Source organism: Amycolatopsis sp. N2S4-7 (assembly GCF_058119595.1).
Genome location: NZ_CP172299.1, coordinates 1,332,433 through 1,359,202, shown reverse-complemented (window position 1 = coordinate 1,359,202; position 26,770 = coordinate 1,332,433). Strand labels below are relative to the sequence as shown.

Below are 26,770 nucleotides of genomic sequence, written 5' to 3'. Positions count from 1 at the left end.
GGAGAATAGATCAGATCTTTACGGCCTCAAGCCGGACGACTTTGCTCGCGAAGTCCCCGGTCGGGAGGGTGAGGGCCAGTCCGCGGGCGAGCAGCACGGCCCCGCTGTGCGTGGCTCCGGAATCCGGATCGAGGTACCGCTGAGCGGGATCGAGGCCGTCGAGGCGAAGCGGTCGCTCCGGCGCGTTGAAGTGCGCGGCCTGCCGGTAGGCGAAGACGACCGCCCGGTCGCCGAGGACGTACTGCAGCGCGACCACGCCGTCGGCCGCCGGCGGTCGCAGCCGGTACAGCGCGCCGTGCTGCACCACCGGCCGGATGTCGCGGTACAGCGCGATCAGCTCGCGGGCGAGCGCGAGGTCTTCCTCCGGCCACCGGACGATGTCGCCGCCGACGCCGAGCACCCCGGCCATGGCGACGTGGAACCGGAACCGCAGCGGGATCGAGCGCGCCGTCACGAAGTTCGGGTTGTCGGTCACCCACGCCGACATCGCGCGGGCCGGGTAGAGCTGGCCGTAGCCGTGCTGGATCCGCAGGCGGTCGAGGGCGTCGGTGTTGTCGGAGGTCCAGACCTGGTCGGTCCGGGCGAGCACGCCGAGGTCGATCCGCCCGCCCCCGCCGGCGCACGACTCGACGCGCAGGCCGGGGTGATCGGCGCGCAGCCGGTCCAGCAGCGCGTAGACCGCGCGGGTGTGCTCGACCCACAGCCGATCCTGGTCGTCTTCGCCCGGCCAGCCCGCTTCGCTGAACGGGCGGTTCATGTCCCACTTCAGGAAGTCGACGCCGTGCTCGCCGACGAGCCGGTCCAGCCAGTCGTGCGCCCACGCGGCGACGTCGGCGCGCGCGAAGTTGAGGACGAGCTGGCGCCGCAGTTCCGAGCGGCGCCGGTGCGGGTGGTGCAGCACCCAGTCCGGGTGGGCGCGGTAGAGGTCGCTGTCCGGGTTGACCATCTCGGGCTCGACCCAGATGCCGAACCGCAGGCCCAGCCCGTGGACGGCGTCCACCAGGGGTTTCAGCCCGTCCGGGAAGCGGTCGCGGTTGACGGTCCAGTCGCCGAGGCCGGCGTGGTCGCCGGTGCGGGTGCCGAACCAGCCGTCGTCCATGACGAACAGCTCGACCCCGAGCGACGCGGCCCGTTCGGCGAGCGCCCGCTGCCCGGCCTCGTGGACGTCGAAACCCGTGGCCTCCCAGGAGTTGTAGAGCACCGGACGCAGTTCGCCGGGGTGCGGCAGGACGTGCTCGAGGACGTAGGCGTGCCAGGCGCGGCTCGCCGCGCCGAACCCGCCCCGCGTGTACAGCCCGGCCGCGACCGGCGTGGTCAGCGGGCGTCCGGGGCCGACGCGGTGGACGACGCCGTCCTGGCCGAAGCCGCCGCTCACCGTCAGGCGGCCGGTCGAGGAGCGGGTGGTGGTCAGCCGCCACGATCCGCTCCACGCCAGCGCGACGCCGTAGACCTCGCCGTGGCGTTCGGTCGCCGTGCCGTCGTCGACCATCACCCACGGGTTGGCGTGGTGGCCGGTGATCCCGCGGCGGCTGCCGAAGACGGTTTCGCCGTGGGGCACGGGTTCCCGGTGCAGCTGGGTCTCCGCGGCCCAGCGGCCGGTGGCGTGGCTGAGCCGGTAGCCGTCGAAGACCGGGAGCGCCCACGTCGCCGAATCCGCGCGGACGACCTCGACGTCGGCGTCCGCGGTCAGCTCGGTCCAGCGTTCGAGGACGTCGGAGCGCAGCCGGTAGTGCAGGGTGATCCGCAGCGGGTAGTGGCGGTCGGCGAACCGGAGGCGCAGGTGCCCGGCGGTGATTTCGTGGTCTTCGTACCGCCATTCGAGGGCCCGCGTGCCGTCGGCGAAGCGGACTTGCAGGGCGGGCGTCCAGTACCGGGTGCCGCCGTCGGCGGCGAGCTCGTCGAGCCCTTCGTTCGGGTCGTTGAAGCCGTCCCACGGGGGAAGCGTTTTCTCCGTGAGCTCGACGACGTCGGCCGCGGACAGCGCGGGACCCCAGTACACGTGGGTCGGGACGTCATCTTCGCCGAGCCGCAGGGCGTACGTGCTCGATTCCCCCGTGAGCACCCAGGTGCGGTGCGCGGGGATGTGGCGGATCCCGGTCATGCGGGACATCCTGCTGACCGGCGTGGCCGCCGCCAAGGGATGTCCCGCTCACCGGTCAGGGGCGGTCGGTGAGGTAGCCGCCCATCGTCTTGAAGTACTCCTGGGCGGGCAGGTCGGTGCCGTCGGCGGTGCGGACCCGCTCGACCAGCAGGCCGGGCGACTGCCCGCGGCGGGCGTCCGGCCCGGCCACGATCACGACGCCGTCGCCCTCCCTGATGAAGATCCGGCCCGGCGTGCCGCCGTAGTGGCCCTTCGACACCGACGCCCGGGTGATCCGCAGCTCCTGGCCGCGGTGGTAGGCGAACGCGTTCGGGTACGGGTCCGACAGCGCCCGCACGAACCGCTCGATGTCGGCGGGCGGCGAGGTCCAGTCGATCAGGCTGTCGCGGTGGGCGCGCTTGTGGAAGAAGCTGGCGTTCGCCCGGTCCTGCGGCACGGGCGTGTAGCCGGTCTTGATGAGCTGGATGGCCTCGGCGGTGATCGGGGCGATGAGGTCCACGGTGCGGTGGAACAGGTCCGTCGTGGTGTCCTGCGGTCCGACCGGGATCGCGCGCTGCAGGACGATGTCGCCGGCGTCGAGCTCGCCGTCCATCATGTGGGCGGTGACGCCGACTTCGGGCTCGCCGTTGATCATCGCCCAGATCAGCGGGGAGAAGCCCGCGTACGCCGGCAGCAGCGAGTCGTGGATGTTCAGGGTGCCGTGGCGCGGCAGCGCGAAGATCTCCGGCGGCAGCCAGGTGCGCCAGTTGTTCGCGACGATCAGGTCGAGGTCGGCCGCCTTCAGTTCGGCCAGCAGCTCGGCGTCGTCCGGGCGGTTGCGCAGCAGGACGCGGATGCCGTTGGCCTCGGCGAGGTCGGCGACCGAGTCGGCCCAGATCCGCTCGTAGGCGTGGTCGCTCTTCGGGTGCGTGACCACGAGGGCGACCTCGTGGCCCGCGTCGATGAGCGCCTGGAGGGTCCGGTGCCCCCAGGTCTGGTAGCCGAACATCGCCACGCGCATTCGAGAGTGCCTTTCATGGTCGGGGGACGAACATCACCACGAACGTACTAGGCGAGGCTCGCCTAAGTTAGGTTAGGGTTCCCTGAACGGTACCGGAGCGCGCGAGGGAGCAACATGACTTCAGAGGTCCCGATCTACGACATCGTCGGCGTGGGCTTCGGGCCGTCGAACCTGGCGCTCGCGATCGCCCTCGCCGAGCACAACGCCGGCAACGCCGCTCAGGACAGCCCGGTGACCGCGCACTTCCTCGAGCGGCAGCCGCGGTTCGGCTGGCACCGGGGGATGCTGATCGACACGGCCACCATGCAGGTGTCGTTCCTGAAGGACCTGGTCACCATGCGGAACCCGACCAGCGGGTTCAGCTTCCTCAACTACCTGCACGCGTCGGGCAGGCTGGTCGACTTCATCAACCACAAGAACCTCTTCCCGCTGCGGGTCGAGTTCCACGACTACTTCGAGTGGGCGGCCGCGAAGGTCGACGACGTCGTCTCGTACGGCACCGAGGTCGTGTCGGTGAAGCCGGTGTACGACGGTCCGGAAGTGGCCTACTTCGACGTCGAGGCCTCGGACGGCTCTTCGCTGCGCGCCCGGAACCTGGTGATGGGGACCGGTCTGCGGCCGCAGCTGCCCGATGGCGTCACGGCCGGCGCCCGGATCTGGCACAACAGCGAACTGCTGTTCCGCGTCGAAAGCCTGCGCGGCAGCGCGCCGCGGCGGTTCGTCGTGGTCGGCGCCGGGCAGAGCGCCGCCGAGGTCGCCGCGCTGCTGCACGACGAGTTCCCGCGCGCCGAGGTGTGCGCGGTGTTCGCGCGCTACGGCTACAGCCCCGCCGACGACAGCGCGTTCGCCAACCGGATCTTCGACCCGGAGGCCGTCGACCAGTTCTACCGCGCGGGCGAGCCGGTGAAGGACCGCCTGATGCGCTACCACGGCGCGACGAACTACTCGGCCGTCGACATCGACCTGATCGACGAGCTCTACCGCCGGGTCTACCGCGAGAAGGTGCTGGGCGAGCAGCGGCTGCGGCTGTTCAACGTCTCGCGCCCGGTCGAGGTGACGGACACGGGGACGGCGGTCTCGGCGACGGTCGAGTCCCTGACGACGGGCGAGCGCACGGTGCTGGAGGCCGACGCGGTCGTCTACGCGACCGGCTACCGGCCCGCGGACCCGACCCCGCTGCTCGGCGAGCTCGGCGCCCGCTGCCGGCGCGACGAGTCCGGCCGCCTGCGCGTGGAGCGCGACTACCGGCTGACGACGGACTCGCCCCTGCGCGGCGGGATCTACCTGCAGGGCGGGACGGAGCACACGCACGGCATCACGTCGTCGCTGCTGTCGAACACGGCGGTGCGGGTGGGGGAGATCCTGCAGTCCATTGTGGAACGCCGAGAGGCCCCCGCGCCCGCCGGGGAGTACGCCGTCAGCCTGCGGTGATCTGCTCCCGGAGGATGTCGCCGTGGCCGGTGTGGCGGGCGAACTCCTCGATGAGGAACAGGTAGATGAACCGGAGGGTGACCTCGCCGACGACCGGGTGGGTCCAGCGGTTGTCGAGCGAGAAGCCCGCCGCTATCTCGCGGGAGCGGGCGCTCGTGCGCTCGTACTCGGCGATCACGTCGGCCACCGTCTCGTCGTCGGCGACCGCGAAACTCGGGTCGCCGGGTGTCGACGGGCCGTCGCACTCGGCTTCGGCCAACCCGGCCACCAGCCACTGGAACCAGCGGCGTTCGGCGACCGCGGCGTGCTTGACCAGGCTGATCGGCGTGGTCAGCGACGAGACCAGCCGCTGCCGGGCCTCGCTTTCCGACAGGCCTCGCGCGTTCTCGACGAGGGCGAGCCGGTTGCGGTCGAGCATGGCCTCGAGCAGCTCGCGCTCGGGGCCGGTGGTCTTTTCGGGCAGCACGTACATCACAACCTGCTTCCTGGTGGGGGAGAAGGCCGAAGAGTCCTCGGGGACACGGTCCGGAGCCGAGGAAGGCCGACGCCAGGATAGCGCTAGTTCACCGGCGCCGGGTGGTGACGGCTGATCGGGATCACCATCGGCGTCCCGCTCACCGGGTCCGGGGTCACCTGGCAGCGGACGTCGAACACCTCGTCGACCAGCTCCTCCGTGATGACGGCGGCCGGCGCGCCCGAGGCCACGATCCGGCCCGCCTTCATCGCGATCACGTGGTCGGCGTACCGGCAGGCCTGCGGCAGGTCGTGCAGCACCATCACCACCGTCCGGCCCTCGGCGCGGTTGAGGTCGACCACGAGATCCAGCACGTCGATCTGGTGCGCCAGGTCGAGGTAGGTCGTCGGCTCGTCCAGCAGCAGCACCGGCGTGCCCTGCGCGACCGCCATCGCGATCCACGCGCGCTGCCGCTGGCCGCCGGACAGCTCGTCCACCGGCCGGCCGGCCAGGTCGGTCATCTCCGTGGCCGCCAACGCGGAAGCGACCGCGCCTTCGTCCGAAGTGGACCATTGCCGCCACCAGCTCTGGTGCGGGGCGCGGCCGCGGCCGACGAGGTCCGCCACCGTCATGCCCTCGGGCGCCACCGGGGACTGCGGCAGGATCCCGAGCCGCTGGGCGACCTGGCGGGTCGGCAGGTCGTGGATGGACCGGCCGTCCAGGTAGACCCCGCCCGCCCGCGGCGTGAGCAGCCGGGCCAGCGTGCGCAGCAGCGTCGACTTGCCGCACGCGTTCGGCCCGACGATCGCGGTGATCCGCCCCGGCGGGATGTCGAGGTCGAGGCCGTCGATGACGACCCGGTCGTCGTAGGCGACGCGCAGGTCCTGCACGCGCAGGGACGGTGTCATCTTCTCAGCCTCCGGAACCGGATCGGTTGGCCCTGGCCAGCAGCCAGAGCAGCAGGGGGGCGCCGAGCGCGCCGGTCACGACGCCGACCGGCAGCGGCGACGCGGTCAGCGAGCGCGCGACGACGTCACTGCCCAGCACCACGACCGCGCCGGTGAGCGCGGACGCCGTGACCGGCGGCGACGACAGCCGCGCGAGCCGTTGCGCGATCTGGGGTGCGGTCAGCGCGACGAAGGAGATCGGGCCCGCCGACGCGGTCGCGAACGCGACCAAGCCGGCGCCGGCGAGCAGCAGGCCCAGCCGGACCGGCTGCACCGGTGTGCCGAGCCCGGCCGCCACGTCGTCGCCGAGCAGCAGCGTGCCCATCCACCGGGACAGCGCCAGCACCAGCGGGAACAGCACGGCCAGCGCGATGGACAGCGGCACGACGTGTTCCCAGCCGCGGTTGGCGAGGTTGCCCACCAGCCAGCCGATCGACGCCTGCGCCTCGGTGATCTGCGCGCGGCTGAGCAGGTAGTCCGTCAGGCTGGTGCACATCGCGAAGATCCCGATGCCCACCAGCAGGATCCGGTACCCGGTGGTGCCGCGCCGCCACGCCAGCGCGTACACGAGCAGCGCGGTGAGCAAGCCGCCGAGCAGGCCGAGCGTGGTGGTGCCGAGCCCGCCGCCGAACCCGAACGAAATCCCGGCGACCACGGCGGTCGCCGCGCCCGCGTTGATCCCGATCATGTCCGGGCTGGCCAGGGGATTGCGGGTGATGGTCTGGAACACCGCGCCGGACGCGCCGAACGCGAGCCCGGCCAGCAGCCCGGTGAGCGCCCGCGGCAGCCGCAGTTCCTGGACGATGTAGCCGGTTCCGCTCTCGCTGCCGAAGAGACCCGAAAGCACGTCGGACACGCTCATCGGGACGTCCCCGATCGTCATGCCCACACAGAAGAGGACGAACGCGGCCACGGCGAGCACGACCGAGACGAAGACCAGCCGCGGCCGGACCCGGCCCGACACCACGCCGGCGCGGAAGGTGACGCGGTCACGCCGCACCTGAAGCAGGCTCATGTCAGGACTCCACGAGCTTGCGCCGGCGGACCAGGTGGATGAAGAACGGTGCGCCGACGAACGCGACGATCACCCCGGCGCGGATCTCCCCGGGCCGCGCCAGGATCCGGCCGAGGATGTCCGCGGCCAGCAGCAGGCACGGCGCGAGCACGGCGGTGTAGGGCAGCAGCCAGCGGTGGTCCGGGCCGATGACGAACCGCACGGCGTGCGGCACGATCAGGCCGAGGAACACGATCGGCCCGGCGACGGCGACCGACGCGCCGGTCAAGAGCGTGATGGCCAGCGCGCCGCGCAGCCGCAGGGGGCCCAGCTTCCGGCCGAGCGCGACCGCGACGTCGTCGCCGAGGGCGAGGCTGTTGAGCGCCGGGCCGGACGCGATCGCGAGCACCACGCCGGCCACGAGGAACGGCAGCACCTGCAGCAGGGCGACGCCGTCCACCCCGGCCAGCGAGCCGGCCGACCAGAACCGGTAGCGGTTGAGCGCCACGGGGTCCGAGAGCACCATCGCGCTGGTGAACGACCAGAGCAGCGCCGTGACGGCGGCCCCGGCGAGGGCGAGCTTGACCGGGCTCGACCCGCTGCGGCCGCGAGTGCCGAGGAAGTAGACGACCGCGGTCGCGGCGAGCGCGCCGGCGAAGGCGAACCAGATGTAGCCGTAGAGCGAGCCGACGCCGAGCACGGTGATCGAGAAGACGATGGCGAACGCGGCCCCGGCGCTGACGCCGAGCAGCCCGGGGTCGGCGAGCGGGTTGCGGGTCAGCGCCTGCATGAGCGTGCCGGCCAGCCCCAGCCCGGCGCCCACGAGGACGGCGAGCAGCGTCCGCGGCATCCGGACACTGTGGATGATCACCGCGTCCGCCGAGCCGTCGTCGTGCCACAGCACCTGCCAGACGGCGCCGAACGAGATCTCCTTCGACCCCAGCCAGATGCTCAGCAGGCACAGGAAAACCAGGACGCCGAGAGCGGCCAGCAGACCGAGGGCGCGGCCCGTGTGTGGCGGGCGTCGCGTGAGAGCGATCCCTCCTGGGTCTGTTCGCACCGCACCTCCGACTGGTACTCATTTTAGGTAAGGCTAACCGATGGTACAGGAGTGCATCCTCACCATCCGTTTGTTAGGGTCACCTAAGTTTGCGCCCGTCCGGGGCGCCGCGAGCAGCGGGAGGCTGGTCTACCGGTGAGCAACGGTGACGCTGTGCAGCAGGTGTCGGGGCTCGGGTTCTGGCGTGACCGCCTCGCCTCGGCGCCCAAGGAGCTGCCGCTGCCGGTGGACCGGCCGTACCCCGCGGAGCCCGGTCCGGCCAGGGCGACGCTCGTCCGGCCCCTGCCCGCGGCCGACGAGCTGACCCTCCTCGCGGCCTTCACGGTGCTGCTGTCCCGTTATGCGGGATCCGCCGACGTGGTCCTCGGCATCGGCTCGCTGGTGCCGCTCAGGGTCGACCTCGGCGGGACGCCCGGTTTCGCCGACGTCGTCGCCCGCGTGCGCGAAGCGCGTGAAGAGGCCCTGGCTCACGAGGTTCCGTTCGGCGACCTGGTCGCCGAGCTGGAGCCGGAGCCCGGTCGCGGGGGATCGGTGCTCGTCAACGTCGGGTTCGGCGCCGAAACGGACCTGCCCCTGGACTTGAACCTGACCACCGCCGGGGACGTCCTGGCGGCGCACTACCGCGCCGACGTCCTCGACGAGTCCACTGTGGACCGGATGCTCGGGCAGCTCGAGCACCTGCTGGCCGACGCCCAGGTTCGTCCACAGTGGCCGGTCGCGCGGCTGGACCTGCTGCCGGAGCCGGAACTGCGGCGGATCCTGGACGACTGGAACGCCACGGATCTCGACACGCCCATGGTCACTCTGCCGGAGCTGTTCGCCGCCCGCGTGCGGGAGACGCCGGACGCCGTCGCGCTCGTCTTCGAAGACGAGGAGCTGACCTACGCCGAACTGGACGCGCGCGCCAACCGGCTCGCCCACGTCCTCATCGGTCGCGGGGCCGGGCCGGAGCGGGTCGTCGCGCTGGCCGTGCCGCGCTCGGTCGAGATGATCGTGGCCGAACTGGCCGTGCTCAAGGCCGGTGCCGCCTACCTGCCGCTCGACCAGGACTACCCGGCCGAGCGGATCGCGTTCATGGTGGCCGACGCCCGCCCGGTGTGCGTGGTGACCACGAGCGACCTCGCCGATCGCTTCGACGGCGACGTCCTCCTCCTGGACGAACTGAACCTCGACGACGCCCCGGCGACGGACCCGGAGGCGCGGATCGTCCCCGCCAACGCGGCCTACGTCATCTACACGTCCGGCTCCACCGGGCGCCCCAAGGGGGTCGTGGTTTCCCACGCCGGCGTGGCGAAGCTCGTCGCGACGCAGGCGGAGCGGTTCGGTGTCGGCCCGCACAGCCGAGTCCTGCAGTTCGCGTCGCCGAGCTTCGACGTCGCCTTCTGGGACCTGTGCCTCGGCCTGCTGTCGGGCGGCCGCCTGGTGATCGTGCCCGCCGAGCGGCGGGTGCCCGGCCCCGAACTGGCCGATTACGCCCACGCCAAGGGCGTCGACTTCATGATCCTGCCGCCCGCGCTGCTCGCCGAGTTCCCCGAGGACTGCGACCTGCCGCGGGACAGCGTCCTGCTCGCGGGGACCGAGCGCGTGTCGCCGGAGCTGGTGCGGCGGTGGGCCCCCGGGCGGCGGATGTTCAACGCCTACGGCCCGACCGAAGCCACGACCAACTCGACGCTCGGGCTCTGCGACCCGGAGATCGCCCCCGGTTCGGCCGTGCCGATCGGCGTCCCGGACCCCGGCACCCGCGCGTACGTCCTCGACGCCTCCCTCGCCCCCGTCCCGGTCGGCGTGGTCGGGGAGCTCTACCTCGCCGGATCCGGCTTGGCGCGCGGCTACCTCGGGCGGCCGGGGCTGACGGCGGAGCGGTTCGTGGCCGACCCGTTCGGCTCCGGTGGGCGCCTCTACCGCACCGGCGACCTGGTGAAGTGGCTGCCGGACGGGCGGCTGGTGTTCCTGGGCCGCGCCGACGACCAGGTCAAGATCCGCGGCTACCGCATCGAACTCGGCGAAATCGAGTCGGTCCTCGCCGAGCACCCCCGCGTCGGCCAGTCGGTCGTCGTCGCCCAGGACGGGCAGCTCGTCGCCTACGCCGTGCCGGTGCCCGACCGCGACCCGGCGGCCGAGCAGGGCCACGTCGCCGAATGGCACGACGTCCACGAGGAGATGCTCGCCGGTTCCACCGGCATCGAGGAGAACTTCGCCGGCTGGAACTCCAGCTACGACGGCTCGGAAATCCCGCTCGAGGAAATGCGGGAGTGGCACGCGGCGACGATCGAGCGGATCGCCGCCCTGCGGCCGCGCCGGGTGCTGGAGATCGGCGTGGGCAGCGGGCTGATCCTGTCGCGGATCGCCCCGGCGGCCGAAACCTACTGGGGCGTGGACCTTTCCGAGAGCGCGATCGAGAACGTCCGGCGCGAGGTCGCCGCGATGCCGGAGCTCGCGGGCAAGGTCCACCTCGCCGCGCGCCCGGCGCACGACCTGGGCGAGCTGCCGGACGAGCCGTTCGACACGGTGATCATCAACTCCGTCGCCCAGTACTTCCCGAGCGCCGACTACCTCGCCGAGGTCGTCCGCACGGCCGCCGGTCTCCTGGCCCCGGGCGGGACGATCTTCCTCGGCGACATCCGCAACCTCCGCTCGTTGCGGGCGTTCCGCACCGCGGTCGAGCTGCGGCACGGCCGCACCGACGTCGCCGCGGTCGACCAGGCGATCGCGCGCGAGGGCGAGCTCGTGCTCGACCCCGACTTCTTCCCGGCATTGGCCCGCGGCCTCGACGGCATCGGGGACGTCGACCTGTGGGTGAAGCGCGGCAAGGCGCACAACGAGCTGACCCGCCACCGCTACGACGTCGTCCTGCGGAAGGCCCCGAAGCCGGCCGCGGGCGGCGAACAGGTCGTCGCGTTCGGCGATCTGGGGACGGTGGAACGGTTCCTGGCCGCCGAGACCCCGGAGCGGCTGCGGGTCACCGGGATCCCGGACGCCCGATCGGCCGGCGAGCTGGCGGCGGTCCGCGCCCTGGACGAGGGTGACGCCGAGGGCGCCCTGACCGCGCTCGGACGCCGGGAGGGCGTCGACCCCGAAGCCCTGCACCGGCTCGGCGAAGGCGCGGGTTACCGGGTGGCGGTGACGTGGGCGGCCGAGGGTGGTGAGCTGGAGGCCGTCTTCACGCGGGGGGAGGACGGCCCCGCCTACCGCCCGGTGCGCCCGGCGGGCGCGCCCGCGTCCTACGCCAACAACCCGGCCGCCCGGCGGGAGACCGGCGCGCTGGTCGCGGCGCTGCGCGCGCACGTGCGCGACCGGCTGCCGCTGTACATGGTCCCTGCGGCGTTCGTCGTGCTGGACAAGCTGCCGGTGCTCGCCTCGGGCAAGCTGGACCGCAAGGCCCTGCCCAGCCCGGAGCGGTTCACCGCCGGGCCGGGCCGCGCGCCCCGCCACCCCGTCGAGCTGCTGCTCTGCGAGATGTTCGCCGACGTCCTCGGGGTGCCGCAGGCCGGCCCCGACGACGACTTCTTCGCCCTCGGCGGCCATTCGCTGCTGGCCACCCGGCTGATCCAGCGCATCCGCGCGGCGGTCGGCGCCGAGGTCCCGGTGCGCGCGGTCTTCGACGCCCCGACCCCGGCCGCGCTGGCCGACCTCCTCGCCGGCGCCGTCACCGGTACGGAACGGCACCCGCTCACCCGCGTCACCGAGCGGCCGGAGCGGCTGCCGCTGTCGTTCGCGCAGCGGCGGCTGTGGTTCCTGCACGGCCTCGAAGGCGGATCGGCCACCTACAACGTCCCGCTCGTCATGCGGCTGGCCGGCGAGCTGGACGTCGACGCGCTGCGCTCGGCGCTGAACGACGTCGTCGCCCGGCACGAGGCGCTGCGGACGGTGTTCCCGCTCGCCGATGGCGTCCCGTACCAGCGGGTCCTCGACGAAGGGGTCGTGGAGCTGGCCGTCCGCGCGGTCGGGGAGTCCGAAGTGGACCCGGCGGTGGACGGTCTGGTCCGCGGGGTGTTCGACCTCGGCGCGGGCGTGCCGGTGCGCGCCGAGCTGCTGACCGTCGACCCGCGCCGGCACGTGCTGGTCCTCGTCGTGCACCACATCGCCGCCGACGGCTGGTCGCTGTCCCCGCTCTGGCGCGACATCGCCACGGCGTACCGCGCCCGCCTCCGCGGCGAGGCGCCGGCGTGGACGCCGCTGCCGGTGCAGTACGCGGACTACACGCTCTGGCAGCGCGAGCTTCTCGCGGCCGAGGAGGCCACCCAGCTCGATTACTGGCGCGAAACCCTCGACGGCCTGCCCGAGCGGATCACCCTCCCGCTCGACCGGCCGCACCCGCCGACGTCGGCCTACCGCGGCGGGTTCTTCACCTTCGCCTGGGACGCCGGGCTCCAGGCCGGGCTCGCCGACCTCGCGCGGGCGTGCGGCGCCAGCCCGTTCATGGTCGTGCACGCGGGCCTGACCGCGCTGTTGTCCCGGCTCGGCGCCGGCACCGACATCCCGATCGGCACCCCGATCGCCGGGCGCACCGACCCGGCGCTGGACGACCTCGTCGGGTTCTTCGTCAACACCCTCGTCCTGCGCGTCGGCACCGGCGGCGACCCGACGTTCCGCGACCTCGTGGCGCGGGTCCGCGAGCGCAGCCTCGACGCCTACGCCCACCAGGACGTCCCGTTCGAACGGCTCGTGGAAGCGCTCAACCCCGCCCGGTCGCCGGCGCACCACCCGCTGTTCCAGACCATGCTCGCCTGGCAGAACACCCCCGGCACCGGCGTCGAACTGCCCGGGCTGACCGTCACCGAGCAGCCCGTCGGCACCGGCACGGCCAAGTTCGACCTGTGGTTCTCCTTCACCGAGCGGACCGGCGGCCTCCACGGCCAGGCCGAGTTCAACGCCGAGGTGTTCGACCGCGCCACCGTGACCGGCCTCCTCGACCGCCTGGAAGTCCTGCTGCGCCAGGTCGTCGCCGCCCCGGACCGCCGGCTCGGCACCCTGGACGTGCTGACCCCGGCCGAGCGCGACAACCTGGACGCGGTGTGGTCGGGTGCCGTCGAGGACGTCCCCGCGGTCACCGTGCCCGAGCTGTTCGCCGCCCAGGTCGCGCGGACGCCGGACCACCCGGCCCTGGTCTTCGAGGACGAAGAACTCACCTACGCCGAGCTGGACGCCGTCTCGAACCGGCTCGCCCGCGTGCTGGCCGCGCGAGGTGCGGGGCCCGAGCGCGTCGTCGCCCTGGCGTTGCCGCGCTCGACGCACCTGGTGACGGCCATCCTCGCCGTCCTCAAGACCGGCGCGGCCTACCTGCCGCTCGACCCCGGTTATCCGGCCGACCGCATCGCCTTCATGCTCGACGACGCCGACCCGGCGCTGGTGCTGGCCGTCGCGGACACCGCCGTCCCGGGCGCGCTGCTGCTCGACGACCCGGACACCCTGGCCGGAGTCCCGGACCCGCCCCTCGGCGTCGTGGTCCGGCCGGAGAACCCGGCGTACGTCATCTACACGTCCGGCTCGACGGGCCGCCCCAAGGGCGTCGTCGTGCCGCACGCCGGCATCGTCAACCGGCTGCTCTGGATGCAGGACGAGTACGGCCTCACCGGCGACAACCGCGTGCTCCAGAAGACGCCGTCCAGCTTCGACGTCTCGGTGTGGGAGTTCCTCTGGCCGCTGCTCACCGGCGCCACCGAGGTGCTCGCCCGGCCCGGCGGCCACCAGGACCCCGCCTACCTCGCCCGGCTGATCCGCGAACGCGCGATCACCACCGTCCACTTCGTCCCGTCGATGCTCCAGGTCTTCCTGCAGGAGCCGGCGGCGGCGGACTGCACCAGCCTGCGCCGCGTGCTGTGCAGCGGCGAGGCCCTGCCGCCGGACGCGGTCGCCCAGTTCGGCCGGGTCCTGTCCGCCGGGCTGCACAACCTCTACGGCCCGACCGAAGCCTCGGTGGACGTCACGTCGTGGCACACGTCCCCCGGGGACACCACCGTCCCGATCGGACGTCCGGTGTGGAACACGCGGACGTACGTGCTCGACGCCGCCCTGCGCCCGGTCCCGCCGGGCACCCCGGGGGAGCTGTACCTGGCCGGTGTCCAGCTCGCCCGCGGCTACCTCGGCCGGCCCGGGCTGAGCGCCGAGCGGTTCGTCGCCGACCCGTTCGGCGCGCCGGGCTCCCGCATGTACCGCACCGGGGACCTGGCCCGCTTCCGCCCGGACGGCGTTCTCGAGTTCCTCGGCCGCGGCGACGAGCAGGTCAAGATCCGCGGGTTCCGCGTCGAGCCCGGCGAGATCGCCGCGACCCTGGCCGCGCACGACGACGTCGCCCACGCCGTGGTGGTGGCCCGCGAAGACCGGCCGGGCGACGTCCGCCTGGTCGGGTACGTCGTGCCGGCGGACAGTGCCGGATCGCCCGCGGAAGAGACCGAGCAGGTCGGCGAATGGCGGGACCTGTACGACTCGATGTACTCGGGCGCCGAAGACGACTTCGCCGGCTGGGACTCCAGCTACACCGGCGAGCCGATCCCGCTGCCCGAGATGCGCGAGTGGCGCGAGGCCGTCGTCACGCGGATCCGCGACCTGGAGCCCCGGCGCGTGCTCGAGATCGGCGTCGGCACCGGCCTGCTCCTGACCGAGCTGGCGCCGCGGTGCGAGACGTACTGGGGCACGGACTTCTCGGCCGAGGTCATCGCCTCGCTGGGCCGGCGCGTGGCGGCCGACCCCGCGCTCGCCGGCCGCGTCGAACTGCGCACCGGCGCCGCCGCCGACCTCGACGGCCTGCCGTCCGGGTTCTTCGACACGATCGTGCTCAACTCCGTCGTCCAGTACTTCCCGAGCGGCACCTACCTCCTGGACGTCCTGCGGAAGGCCCTCGACCTGCTGGCACCGGGCGGGTCCGTGTTCGTCGGCGACGTCCGCGACCTGCGTCAGCTCCGCGCGTTCCACACCGCCGTGGCCGAGGCTCGCGGCGGCGACGTCGAGCAGAGCCTGCTGCGCGAAAAGGAACTCCTCATCGCTCCGGAGTTCTTCGCGGGCCTCGACGGCGTCACCGCGGACATCCGGGTCAAGCGCGGCCGCGCGGTCAACGAGCTGACCCAGTACCGCTACGACGTCGTCCTGCGCCCCGGCACGGCCGAGCCGCGCCCGCTGGAGACGCTGACGTGGGGCATCGAGGTGTCCTCCGTGGACGAGGTGGTTGCGCGGCTTCGCGACGGTCTGCGCGTCGAAGGCGTCCCGAACGGGCGGATCACCGAAGGCGTGGACCCCGAATACTGGTACGAACTGGGTGCGGTCGTCACCTGGTCCGCCGTCGGCGACGGCTCGGTCGACGTTCTGTTCACCGGCGGCGACCCGGCCGGGGCGTTCCGGCCCGGCCCGGACCCGATCCTCACCTACACCGGCAACCCGGGCCGGACGCGCCGGATCGGCACCCTGCCCGCGGACCTGCGGGCGCTGGCCGCGCACCGGCTGCCCGAGCACATGGTGCCGTCGGCGATCGTGGTGCTCGACGCGCTCCCGGTGACCGCCAACGGCAAGCTCGACCGCCGGGCCCTGCCGTCGCCGGACCCCGTGGCGCCGACGTCGGACCGCGAGCCGCGCACCCCGGTCGAACGGCAGCTGTGCGAGCTGTTCGCCGACGTCCTCGGCCTGCCGCGGGTCGGCCCGGACGACGACTTCTTCGCCCTCGGCGGCCATTCGCTGCTGGCCACCCGGCTGATCGCCCGGATCCGCACGGCGCTGGGTGCCGAGCTCGAGGTCCGGTCCGTGTTCGAGACGCCGACCGCCGCGGGCCTGGCCGGGGTCCTCGCCACGGCCGGCGGGAACGCGCGGCCGCCGCTGGTCCGGATGCGCCGGCCGGAGCCGGTGCCGCTGTCCGGCGCGCAGCAGCGGCTGTGGTTCCTGCACCACCTCGAAGGACCGTCGGCCACCTACAACGTGCCGCTGGTCATGCGCCTCGAAGGCGACCTCGACGTCGCGGCGCTGCGCACCGCGTTGTCCGACGTGGTCGCCCGGCACGAGGCCCTGCGCACCCGGTTCCCGCAGCGGGACGGCGTGCCGTACCAGGAGATCCTCCCGGCCGGAGACGTCGATCTGCCCGTCCGCGAGGTCGCCGACCTCGGCGAGGCGCTGACCGGGCTCGTCCGGGGTTCGTTCGACCTCGAACGGCAGGCGCCGATGCGCGTGGAGCTGCTGCGGCCGGGTGCGCGCGAGCACGTCCTGGCGCTGGTGTTCCACCACATCGCCTCCGACGGCTGGTCGATGGCGCCGCTGTGGCGCGACATCGCCACCGCCTACGCCGCCCGGCGTGCCGGTGAGCCTCCACAGTGGACTCCGCTGCCGGTGCAGTACGCGGACTACACCCTGTGGCAGCGGGAGCTGCTCGGCAGCGAGGACGACCCGGACAGCGTGCTGAGCGCCCAGCTCGGCTACTGGCGCGAAGCCCTGGAAGGGCTGCCGGACCGGATCGAGCTGCCACTGGACCGGCCGCACCCGGCGAACGCGACGTTCCGCGGCGAGCTGCACACCTTCACCTGGGACGCCGAACTCCACGGGCGGCTGGCCGAGCTGGCCCGCGAGTGCGGGGCGAGCGTGTTCATGGTCGTGCACGCGGCCCTCGCCGCGTTGCTCACTCGGCTGGGGGCGGGCACCGACGTGCCGATCGGCTCGCCCATCGCCGGGCGCACCGACCAGGCCCTCGACGACCTCGTCGGGTTCTTCGTCAACACCCTCGTCCTGCGGGTCGACACCGCGGGCGAGCCGTCGTTCCGCGACCTCGTGGCGCGGGTCCGTGAACGCAACCTCGACGCGTACGCGCACCAGGACGTGCCGTTCGAGCGGCTCGTCGAGGTGCTCAACCCGGCGCGGTCGCTGTCGTACCACCCGCTGTTCCAGGTGATGATCGCCGGGCAGAACAACGCCCGCGCCGAGGTGAGCCTGCCCGGCCTGACCGTCACCGAAATCCCGGTGACCACCGGGACGGCCAAGTTCGACCTCTCGATTTCGCTGACCGAGCGCGAAACCGGGATCGCGGGCGTGCTGGAGTTCAACGCCGACGTCTTCGACCACCCGGGGGCGAACGCCATCCTGCGCCGCCTCGAAGTGCTGCTCCGCGCGGCACTGGCCGAGCCCGACCGTCCCGTCGGAGCCCTCGATCTGCTGGCGGGCGACGAGCGCGACCGGGTCCTCGGCCAGTGGGCCGGGTCGCTCGAACCGGCGGGCACGGAGACGTTCCCCGCCCTGTTCGCGCGGCGCGTGGCCGAGGCACCGGACGCCGTGGCGCTGGTGTTCGAGGACATCGAGCTCACCTACGCCGAGGTGAACGCCCGCGCCAATCGGCTCGCGCACCTGCTGGCCGGGCGGGGCGCCGGGCCGGAGCGCGTGGTCGCGCTGGCCGTGCCGCGGTCGATCGACATGATCGTCGCCGAACTGGCCGTGCTCAAGGCGGGCGCCGCCTACCTCCCCATCGACGTCGACTACCCCGGCGACCGGATCGCCTACCTGGCCGGGGACGCGGCCCCGGTCTGCGTCGTCACGACCCGCGAGATCGACGCGAAGCTGCCTGCGGACGTGCCGCGGGTCCTGCTCGACAACCCGGCTCTGACGAAAATGTCCACAGAGGACCCGCAGGTCGAGGTGAAGCCGGAGAACGCGGCGTACGTGATCTACACGTCCGGCTCGTCCGGCCGGCCCAAGGGGGTCGTCCTCCAGCACTCGGGTGTCGCGAAACTCGTCGCCACCCAGGTCGAGCGCTTCGGCGTCGGCCCGCACAGCCGGGTGCTGCAGTTCGCGTCGCCGAGCTTCGACGTCGCGTTCTGGGACCTGTGCCTCGGCCTGCTCTCGGGCGGGCGCCTGGTCGTGGTCCCGGCCGAGCGCCGGGTCGCCGGGCCCGCGCTCAGCGAGTACGCGCAGCAGCACGAGGTGGACTTCATGATCCTCCCGCCCGCGTTGCTCGACGCCATGCCGGAGGACTGCGACCTCCCGCGCGACAGCGTGCTGCTGGCCGGGACCGAGCGGGTCTCGCCGGAGCTGGTGCGGCGGTGGGCGCCGGGGCGGCGGATGTTCAACGCCTACGGCCCGACCGAGGCGACCACCAACTCGACGCTCGGCGAGAGCGACCCGGCCGAGCTCGCGGACGCGACCGTCGTCCCGATCGGCATCCCCGACCCCGGGACCCGGGCGTACGTCCTCGACGCCGGGCTGCGGCCGGTGCCGCCCGGGGTGGTGGGGGAGCTGTACCTCGCCGGTTCCGGGCTGGCGCGCGGCTACCTCGGCCGGCCGGGGCTGACCGCCGAGCGGTTCGTCGCCGACCCGTTCGGCGCGGGCGGGCGGCTGTACCGGACCGGTGACCTCGTGAAGTGGCTGCCGGACGGACGGCTGGTGTTCCTGGGCCGGGCCGATGACCAGGTCAAGATCCGCGGCTACCGGATCGAGCCGGGCGAGATCGAAGCCGTGCTCGCCGAGCACCCGGCGGTCGGGCAGTCCGTCGTGCTCGCGCAGGACGGCCGGCTCGTCGCCTACGCCGTCCCGGCGGCCGGCCGGGACGAAGAAGCCGAGCTGGACCACGTCGGCGAGTGGCGCGAGCTGCACGAGAACGTCTTCACGGAAGCGGCGTCCGGCGGCCTGGAAGAGAACTTCACCGGCTGGAACTCCAGCTACGACGGTGCCGAGATCCCCCTCGGCGAGATGCGGGAGTGGCACGCGGCGACGATCGACCGGATCCGGTCGCTCCGGCCGAAGCGGGTGCTGGAGATCGGGGTCGGCAGCGGCCTGATCCTCTCGCGGATCGCGCCGGACGCCGAGGAGTACTGGGGCGTCGACCTGTCCGAGAAGGCGATCGCCAACCTGCGGCGGGAACTGGCGGCGACGCCGTTCGCGGGCAAGGTGCACCTCGCGGCGCGCCCGGCGCACGACCTGGGTGACCTGCCGGACTTCGACACGGTGATCATCAACTCGGTCGCGCAGTACTTCCCGAGCGTCGGCTACCTCGCCGAGGTCGTCCGCACGGCCGCCGCGCGGCTCCGGCCCGGTGGCGTGGTCTTCCTCGGCGACATCCGCAACCTGCGCTCGCTGCGGGCCTTCCGGACCGCGACCGAGCTGCGGCACGGCCGCCGGGACGCGGCGGCGGTGGACCAGGCGATCGCGCGCGAAGGCGAGCTGGTCCTCGATCCGGGCTTCTTCACCGCCTTGGCGCGGGAACTGGACGGCTTCGGTGACGTCGACCTGTGGGTCAAGCGCGGTGCCGCGCACAACGAGCTGACCCGGCACCGCTACGACGTCGTCCTGCGGAAGGCACCTCGCCCCGAGCCGCCCGAAGAGCAGGTCGTCGCCTTCGCCGCACTGGACGAGCTGGAGCGGGTCCTGGCGGCCGGCCCGGCCCGGGTGCGCGTCACCGGCGTGCCGGACGCCCGGCTGTCCGGCGAGCTCGCCGCCGTCACCGCGCTGGCGGCGGGGGACGCCGAGGGAGCACTGTCCGCTTTGGACAGCGAGCCGTCCGGGGTGGATCCGGAAACCCTGCACGCACTGGGTGAACGCCTGGGCTACCGGGTGTACGCGACGCCGACCGCGCAGGAAGGCGTGCTCGAAGCCGTCTTCACGCGCGGCGAGCCGACGCGGATCCACCGCGGCCGCCCGGTTCGCGCCGCCCTCGAAGCGCTGGGCAACCACCCGGCCGGCCGGCGCGACACGAGTGCGCTGGTGTCGGCGCTGCGGGCCCACGTCCGCGACCGCCTGCCGCAGTACATGGTGCCCTCGGCGTTCGTGGTGCTGGACCGGTTGCCGCTGCTCGCCTCCGGCAAGCTCGACCGCCGGGCCCTGCCCGGCCCGGACCAGCAGGCGGTCACCGCCGGCCGGGCGCCGCGCACCCCGGTGGAAGAGGTCCTCTGCGGGCTCTTCGCCGAAGTCCTCGACGCCCCGTCGATCGGCGTCGACGACGACTTCTTCGCCCTCGGCGGGCATTCGCTGATGGCGACGCGCCTGGTGGCTCGGCTGCGCGCGGTGTTCGGCGTCGAGCTGCAGGTGCGGTCGGTGTTCGAGACCCCGACGGTCGCCGGGCTGGCCGCGCTCCTGTCCACTTCGGGCGCCGCGGCCGCCCGGCCCGCGCTGGTGCGCGCCGAGCCGCGCCCGGCCGTGCTGCCGCTGTCGTTCGCCCAGCAGCGGCTGTGGTTCCTGCACCGCCTGGAGGGCCCGTCGGCGACGTACAACATGCCGACCGCGGTCCGGCTGACCGGCGACCTCGACGTCGAGGCGTTGCGGACCGCGCTGTCCGATGTGGTCGAACGCCACGAAGCCCTGCGCACCGTCTTCCCCGAGATCGACGGGGAGGCCCGGCAGCTGGTCCTCGACGACGTCACCCTCCCGCTGCCCGTCCGCGCGGTCACCGGTTCCACGCTCGCCGGCGCGGTCTCCGCGGTGGCCGGTTCGGTGTTCGAGCTGGAGTCCGAGATCCCGCTGCGGGCGGAGCTGCTCCGGTTGGGTGCGCGCGAGCACGTCCTGGTGCTGGTCTTCCACCACATCGCGTCCGACGGCTGGTCGACCGCGCCGCTGTGGCGCGACCTCGCCACGGCCTACACCGCCCGGCAAGCCGGAGAGGCTCCTCAGTGGACGCCGTTGCCGGTGCAGTACGCCGACTACACGCTGTGGCAGCGTGACGTCCTCGGCGAGCCGGTGATCGAGCCGCAGCTGGCCTACTGGCGCGAAGCACTGGCCGGCCTGCCGGAGCGGATCGAGCTGCCGGCCGACCGGCCGCACCCCGCGGAGGCGTCCTACCGGGGCGAACAGTTCGCGTTCGGCTGGGACGCGGAGCTCCACAGCGGACTCGTCGAACTGGCCCGCGCCTGCGGCGCCAGCGTGTTCATGGTCGTGCACGCCGGGCTCACCGCGGTGCTCACCCGGCTCGGCGCGGGCACCGACATCCCGCTCGGCACGTCCATCGCCGGGCGCACCGACCAGGCCCTCGACGACCTCGTCGGCTTCTTCGTCAACACCCTGGTCCTGCGCGTCGACACCGGCGACGACCCGTCGTTCCGGGACCTCGTCGCCCGGGTGCGGGACCGCAGCCTCGACGCGTACGCCCACCAAGATGTGCCGTTCGAGCGGCTCGTGGAGGCGCTGAACCCGGTCCGGTCGCTGGCGTACCACCCGCTGTTCCAGACGATGATCGCCTGGCAGAACAACGCCGTCGCCGACCTCGCGCTGCCCGGCCTGACCGTCGCGGAGGAACCGGTCCGCACCGGCACCGCCCGCGCCGACCTCACGTTCTTCGTCGGCGAGCGGCCCGGCAACCAGGCCGGGATCCGTGGTACGGCCGAGTACAACAGCGACGTCTTCGACCGCGCGAGCGTCGAACTGCTCCTCGAGCGGCTCCGGATGCTGCTGCGGGCCGTCGTCGCCGATCCGGACACCCGGATCGGCGCGGTCGACCTGCTCACCGACGCCGAGCACGACCGGCTCGCGGCCGTCCCCGCGACGCCGCTGCCCGCGGAGACGGCCGCCGAGCTGTTCTCCGCCCAGGTCGCGCGGACACCGGACGCGACGGCGCTGGTGTCCGGCGACGACCGCCTGACCTACGCCGAACTGGACGAACGCGCGACGACGCTCGCCCGGGCGTTGCTCGCGCGGGGCGCGGGGCCGGAGCGGGTGGTGGCGGTCGCGCTGCCGCGGTCGGCCGACCTGGTCGTCGCCCTCCTGGCCGTGCTCAAGACCGGCGCCGCCTCCCTGCCCGTCGACCTGAACCACCCGGCCGAGCGCATCGAGCTGATGCTCACCGATGCCGAGCCGCACCTGGTCATCGCCGAAGACGGCTTCGGTGCCCGGCTGGTCCGGCCCGGCGACACCGGGCCGGAACCGGCCTGGCCGTCGATCAGCCCGGACCACCCCGCGTACGTGATCTTCACGTCCGGCTCCACCGGACGCCCGAAGGCCGTCGCGGGCACCCAGCGGGCCCTGGCCAACCGGCTGCACTGGGGCCGGGACGTCGCTCAAGGCGTGCGTTTGGCCAAGAGCGCGCTGACGTTCATCGACGGCTCGACCGAGCTGCTCGGCGGGCTCGTCGCGGGCGACCCGGTGGTCCTCGCCGACGACGCCACGGCCACCGACCCGCACGCCCTCGCCGCAGTGGTGCGCGAATCCGGCGCGCAGGTGCTGACCGTGGTGCCGAGCCTCCTCGACAGCTTCGCCGAAGACGCCCCGGCCGACGCGTTCGCCTCGGTGACCACGTGGATCACCAGTGGCGAACCGCTTTCCGCCGCTCTCGCCGGGAAGGTCGCGCGGAAGTGGCCCGCGGCGAAGCTGGTCAACCTCTACGGCTGCTCGGAGGCCGCGGGCGACAGCCTCGTCCAGGTCTGCGGGCCGGTAGCCATCGGACGGCCGATCGCGAACACCCGCGCGTACGTCCTCGACGCCGCCCTGCGGCCGGTGCCGCCGGGGGTGCGCGGCGAGCTGTACCTGGCCGGTGCCGGGCTCGCCCGGGGCTACCTCGGCCGTCCGGCGCCGACCGCGGAACGGTTCGTCGCCTCGCCGTTCGAGCCGGGGGAGCGGATGTACCGGACCGGCGATCTCGTCCGCCGCCGCGCCGACGGCGCACTGGACTTCCTCGGCCGCGCGGACCAGCAGATCAAGATCCGCGGGTTCCGCGTCGAGCCGGGCGAGGTGGAAGCCGCGCTGACGGCCGACGCCTCGGTGGCGCGCGCGGCCGTGATCGCCCGGGAGAACCGGCTGATCGCTTACGTGGCGCCGTCGGGTGACCCGGTGGCACTGCGGGCGCTGCTCGCCGCGCGGCTGCCGGAGTACCTGGTGCCCTCGGCGATCGTCGTCCTGCCGGAGCTGCCGGTGAACGCCAACGGCAAGCTCGACCGCGCCGCCCTGCCCGACCCGGAAGTCCGGACCTCCGACCGGGTCGCGCGGACGCCGGCCGAGCAGGCGCTCTGCGACCTCTTCGCCGACGTCCTCGGCGTGGCCCAGGTCGGCCCGGACGACGGGTTCTTCACCCTCGGCGGGCACTCCCTGCTGGCGACGCGGCTGGTCAGCCGGATCCGCGCGCTGCTCGGCGTCGAGGTGCCGATCCGGGCCGTGTTCGACGCGCCGACCCCGGCCCGGCTCGCCGAACTGCTCGACCCGGGCCGCGAGAGCCGTCCGGCGCTGGTCCCGGCCGAGCGGCCGGAGGTCCTGCCGCTGTCGTTCGCCCAGCAGCGGCTGTGGTTCCTCGACCGCCTGGACGGGGTGAGCGCGACCTACAACATCCCGTGGGCGTGGGAACTGACCGGACCGGTCGACGCCGGCGCCCTGCGGGCCGCGCTCGCCGACGTTGTCGCGCGGCACGAAATCCTCCGCACGATCATCGTCGAGGAGCAGGGCAGGCCGCGGCAGGTCGTGCTCGATCCCGGCGACGACCGGGCGCGGCCCGTGCTCGTCACCGAAACGGCGGCCGATCTCGCCGGCCGCGTCACCGCCGCGGCGTCGTACTGCTTCACCCTGGACGCCGAGATCCCGGTGCGCGCCACCCTCGTTTCGGCCGGACCGGACCGGCACGTGTTCGTGCTGCTGGTGCACCACATCGCGGGGGACGGCTGGTCACTGCCGCCGCTGAAGCGCGACCTCGACACCGCGTACGCCGCCCGGCTGCGCGATGAGCGTCCACAGTGGACGCCGTTGCCGGTGCAGTACGCGGACTACACCCTGTGGCAGCGGGAAATGTTCGGCCGCGCCGACGACCCGGACAGCCTCCTCGGCCGCCAGGCCGCGTTCTGGCGCCGCACCCTGGCCGGACTCCCCGACGAGCTGGCGCTGCCGGCGGACCGGCCGCGCCCGGCCCGGTCGACCAACCGCGGTGCCGCCGTGCCGTTCACCGTGCCCGGCGAGGTCCACCGCGGCCTGCGCGACCTGGCCCACGGCAGCGACACCAGCACGTTCATGGTCCTGCAGGCGGCGCTCGCGGCCCTGCTGACCCGGCTCGGCGCGGGCACCGACATCCCGTTGGGGACGCCGGTGGCCGGCCGCACCGACCACGCGCTGGAGGACCTCGCCGGGTTCTTCGTCAACACCCTGGTGCTGCGCACCGACACCGGCGGCGACCCCACGTTCCGGGAGCTCCTCGACCGCGTCCGCGAGGCCGACCTGGCCGCGTACGCCCACCAGGACCTGCCGTTCGAGCACCTCGTCGAGCTGCTCAACCCGGCCCGGTCCCTGGCCCGGCACCCGCTGTTCCAGGTCATGCTCGCGGTGTACCACTCGGGCTCGGAGCCGGAGCGGCTGCTCGGGCTCGACGCGTCCTACCGGGACACCGGGCTGCGGCAGGCGAAGTTCGACCTGTCGTTCGACCTGGTGGAGACGCCCGGCGGCATCGAAGGCGACCTCGAGTTCAGCCTCGACCTGTTCGACGAGCCGACCGCCCGGACGCTCACCGAACGCCTGGTGCGGCTGATGGCGGCCGTCGTCGCGGACCCGGACCGGCCGCTGAGCCGCATCGACGTCCTCGAACCCTTTGAGCGCGACGAGATCCTGCACGAGTGGGGCGCCGGCGAGCCGCTGACGACCTCGGCGCCGACGGTGGTCGACCGGCTGGCCGCCCAGGTGGCGGCGACCCCGGGCGCGACGGCGGTGAGCGACGCGGAGTCGAGCGTCACCTTCGCGGAGTTCGCGGTCCGGACCGACCGTCTCGCCCGGTGGCTGGCCTCGCACGGTGCCGGTCTCGAGCGGATCGTGGCGCTGGTGCTGCCGCGGTCGGCGGCCGTCGTCGAAGCCATCTTCGGCGTGTTCAAGGCCGGTGCGGCGTACCTGCCGGTGGACCCGGACCAGCCGGCCGGCCGGATTTCGGCGATCCTCGCCGACGCCGGGCCCGCGTTGGTGCTCACCAGCCGTTCGCTGGCGTCACCGGTTCCCGGGGCGTTGTTCGTCGAGGACATTGTGGACAGTGACGCGGCCCTGATCCCGCCGTCACCGGCGAACCCGGCGTACGTGCTCTACACGTCCGGATCCACGGGCAAGCCCAAGGGTGTGGTGATCCCGCACTCCGGCCTGGTGAACCTGTTCCACAGCCACCGCGAGACGCTCTACCGCCCGGCGGTCGCGGCGGCGGGCGGGCGGCGGCTGCGGGTCGGGCACGCCTGGGCGTTCTTCTTCGACGCGTCGTGGCAGCCGCAGCTGTGGCTGCTCGACGGGCACGAGGTGCACGTCGTCGACGACGACACGCGCCGCGACCCGGACCGGCTGGCCGCGGTGGTGCGCGAGCGCGGCCTCGACTTCCTCGAGCTCACGCCGTCGCACTTCGCGCAGCTGGCCGCGGCCGGGGTGATCGAGGACGGCGAATGCGCGCTGGGGGTCGTCGGTGTCGGCGGTGAAGCGGTGTCCCAGACGTTGTGGGAGACGCTGCGGTCCATGCCGGGCACGGAGGCGTACAACCTCTACGGCCCCACGGAGGCCACGGTGGACGCTCTGGTCGGCCGCTTCCGCGACGCCGACCGGCCGGTGATCGGCCGTCCGGTGCACAACGCCCGCGCGTACGTCCTCGACGGCGGCCTGACCCCGGTCCCGGCCGGGGTGCCCGGCGAGCTGTACCTGGCCGGTGCCGGGCTGGCCCGCGGCTACCACGGCCGCGCGGCGCTGACCGCGGACCGGTTCGTCGCCGACCCGTTCGGGCCGCCGGGGGAGCGGATGTACCGCACCGGCGACCTGGTGCGGTGGCGGCCGGACGGGCAGCTGGAGTACCTCGGCCGCACCGACGACCAGGTCAAGATCCGCGGCTTCCGGATCGAACCCGGCGAGATCGAGACGGCGCTGACCCGGCACGAAGACGTCACGCAGGCCCTGGTCGTCGTGCGTGAGGACCGGGACAAGCGGCTGGTCGCCTACACGACGCCGGCGACCGTGGACCCGGTGCGGTTGCGGGAGTTCGTGGCGCGGTCGCTGCCGGAGTACATGGTGCCCGCGGCGATCGTGCCTCTCGACGCGTTCCCCGTGACCCCCAACGGGAAGCTGGATCGGGCGGCGTTGCCGGTGCCCGGGTACACAGCTCGCGGCCGGGCCCCCGAAACGGCCACGGAGAAGGCTCTTTGCGAGATCTTCGCGGAGGTCCTGGACGTCGCCACCGTCGGCGCCGACGACGACCTGTTCACCCTCGGCGGCCATTCGATGCTGCTGGTGGTCCTGCGCAACCGGATCACCGAGCGGCTCGGGACCGAGCTGGCCATCGCCGAATTCTTCCGTACCCCCACCGCGGCGGGACTCGCCGCACTGTTGAAACCGGGGCTTCGCCCCGGCCGGGGGCTCCGCCACCCGGAGCCCCCGAAAAAGCCCTGTGACCCGAGACACGGAGTAGACGTGCACCGCACCCTGATGAACGCCAAGATCCACCGCGCCACCGTGACCCAGGCCGACCTGCACTACGTCGGCTCCCTGACCATCGACGCCGACCTGATGGCCGCCGCGGACATCGTCGAAGGCGAGCGCGTCCAGGTCGTCGACATCACCAACGGCGCCCGGCTGGAGACCTACGCCATCACCGGTGAGCCGGGCTCCGGCGTCATCGGCGTCAACGGCGCGGCCGCGCACCTCGTGCACCCCGGCGACCTGGTCATCATCATCACCTACGCCCAGGTCCACGAGTCCGAGCGCGCCGGGCACCGGCCGCGGGTGGTGCACGTCGACGCCGGCAACCGCCAGGTCCACCTGGGACACGACCCGGCCGAGCCGGTGCCCGGGGCGGAAGCGCAGCTCTCGGGCCGGGGTGGGCGCTGACACAGAGAAGTCACGGCTGTTGCTTTTGCGAGGCTGTCCTAAATAAGGTGTGCCTATCCTAAAAGCTGCGGTGACATCCGGGCCTTC

The 26,770-nt window shown here is 73.3% G+C and carries 8 protein-coding genes; 2 read left to right on the top strand and 6 right to left on the bottom strand.

From position 1 onward, the window contains the following. Positions 1-10 precede the first annotated feature (10 nt). Both ACH54P_RS06220 and ACH54P_RS06215 read right to left on the bottom strand, forming a co-directional pair. A complete protein-coding gene (locus ACH54P_RS06220) occupies positions 11-2,101 on the bottom strand; it encodes an alpha-galactosidase (RefSeq protein ID WP_489911357.1) in 2,091 nt (696 codons plus the stop codon). Between the two features lie 55 nt (positions 2,102-2,156). Beyond that, positions 2,157-3,101, bottom strand: a complete 945-nt coding sequence (locus ACH54P_RS06215) for a methionyl-tRNA formyltransferase (protein WP_489911356.1) — start codon at positions 3,099-3,101, stop codon at positions 2,157-2,159. Between the two features lie 114 nt (positions 3,102-3,215). On the opposite strand from ACH54P_RS06215, the gene ACH54P_RS06210 reads away from it, so the two are divergent. Beyond that, positions 3,216-4,532: a lysine N(6)-hydroxylase/L-ornithine N(5)-oxygenase family protein gene (locus ACH54P_RS06210; RefSeq protein WP_489911355.1), complete on the top strand. Its 1,317-nt coding sequence runs from the start codon at positions 3,216-3,218 to the stop codon at positions 4,530-4,532. Here ACH54P_RS06210 and ACH54P_RS06205 read toward each other — a convergent pair. The 4 genes from ACH54P_RS06205 to ACH54P_RS06190 all read right to left on the bottom strand — a co-directional run bounded on the left by ACH54P_RS06205 (position 4,519) and on the right by ACH54P_RS06190 (position 7,987). After that, a complete protein-coding gene (locus ACH54P_RS06205) occupies positions 4,519-5,004 on the bottom strand; it encodes a DinB family protein (protein WP_489911354.1) in 486 nt (161 codons plus the stop codon). The two genes, ACH54P_RS06210 and ACH54P_RS06205, sit on opposite strands and share 14 nt — an antisense overlap. Before the next feature lie 86 nt (positions 5,005-5,090). After that, entirely contained in the window at positions 5,091-5,894 is an 804-nt protein-coding gene (locus ACH54P_RS06200; protein WP_489911353.1) for an ABC transporter ATP-binding protein, read from the bottom strand. 4 nt (positions 5,895-5,898) lie between these two features. After that, entirely contained in the window at positions 5,899-6,948 is a 1,050-nt protein-coding gene (locus ACH54P_RS06195; protein ID WP_489911352.1) for a FecCD family ABC transporter permease, read from the bottom strand. A gap of 1 nt (position 6,949) precedes the next feature. After that, positions 6,950-7,987 (bottom strand): FecCD family ABC transporter permease, encoded by a 1,038-nt coding sequence (locus ACH54P_RS06190; RefSeq protein WP_489911351.1) that lies wholly within the window; start codon positions 7,985-7,987, stop codon positions 6,950-6,952. 153 nt (positions 7,988-8,140) lie between these two features. Here ACH54P_RS06190 and panD point away from each other — a divergent pair, with 153 nt between their 5' ends. Next, a complete protein-coding gene (gene panD, locus ACH54P_RS06185) occupies positions 8,141-26,683 on the top strand; it encodes an aspartate 1-decarboxylase (protein ID WP_489911350.1) in 18,543 nt (6,180 codons plus the stop codon). Positions 26,684-26,770 lie beyond the last annotated feature (87 nt).

What these genes read in the sequence shown, in the direction of transcription:
- ACH54P_RS06215 (WP_489911356.1), bottom strand. Translation starts at nt 3,101, where the DNA reads ATGCGCGTGGCGATGTTCGGCTACCAGACCTGGGGGCACCGGACCCTC.
- ACH54P_RS06210 (WP_489911355.1), top strand. Translation starts at nt 3,216, where the DNA reads ATGACTTCAGAGGTCCCGATCTACGACATCGTCGGCGTGGGCTTCGGG.
- ACH54P_RS06195 (WP_489911352.1), bottom strand. Translation starts at nt 6,948, where the DNA reads ATGAGCCTGCTTCAGGTGCGGCGTGACCGCGTCACCTTCCGCGCCGGC.
- ACH54P_RS06205 (WP_489911354.1), bottom strand. Translation starts at nt 5,004, where the DNA reads ATGTACGTGCTGCCCGAAAAGACCACCGGCCCCGAGCGCGAGCTGCTC.
- ACH54P_RS06200 (WP_489911353.1), bottom strand. Translation starts at nt 5,894, where the DNA reads ATGACACCGTCCCTGCGCGTGCAGGACCTGCGCGTCGCCTACGACGAC.
- ACH54P_RS06220 (WP_489911357.1), bottom strand. Translation starts at nt 2,101, where the DNA reads ATGACCGGGATCCGCCACATCCCCGCGCACCGCACCTGGGTGCTCACG.